The 208-nt window shown below is 49.0% G+C and carries 2 tRNA genes; both read left to right on the forward strand.

What is annotated here, in order from left to right:
- The first annotated feature begins 26 nt into the window (after positions 1 to 26).
- A tRNA-Ile gene (locus tag GSM_RS13750) sits at positions 27 to 101 on the forward strand.
- Between the two features lie 19 nt (positions 102 to 120).
- Positions 121 to 193: transfer RNA gene (locus GSM_RS13755), tRNA-Ala, on the forward strand.
- The last annotated feature ends 15 nt before the right edge of the window (positions 194 to 208 follow it).

Below are 208 nucleotides of genomic sequence, written 5' to 3' on the forward strand. Positions count from 1 at the left end.
CCTACTTCTCTATTTGAGGATGTTATGGGCCTATAGCTCAGCTGGTTTAGAGCGCACGCCTGATAAGCGTGAGGTCGATGGTTCAAGTCCATTTAGGCCCATCCTTTTTTATATTTTTATGGGGCCTTAGCTCAGCTGGGAGAGCGCCTGCTTTGCACGCAGGAGGTCATCGGTTCGATCCCGTTAGGCTCCATTGACAGAATAATTG

The sequence above is a fragment of the Liquorilactobacillus mali KCTC 3596 = DSM 20444 genome (assembly GCF_000260415.1).
GTDB classification, from domain to species: domain Bacteria; phylum Bacillota; class Bacilli; order Lactobacillales; family Lactobacillaceae; genus Liquorilactobacillus; species Liquorilactobacillus mali.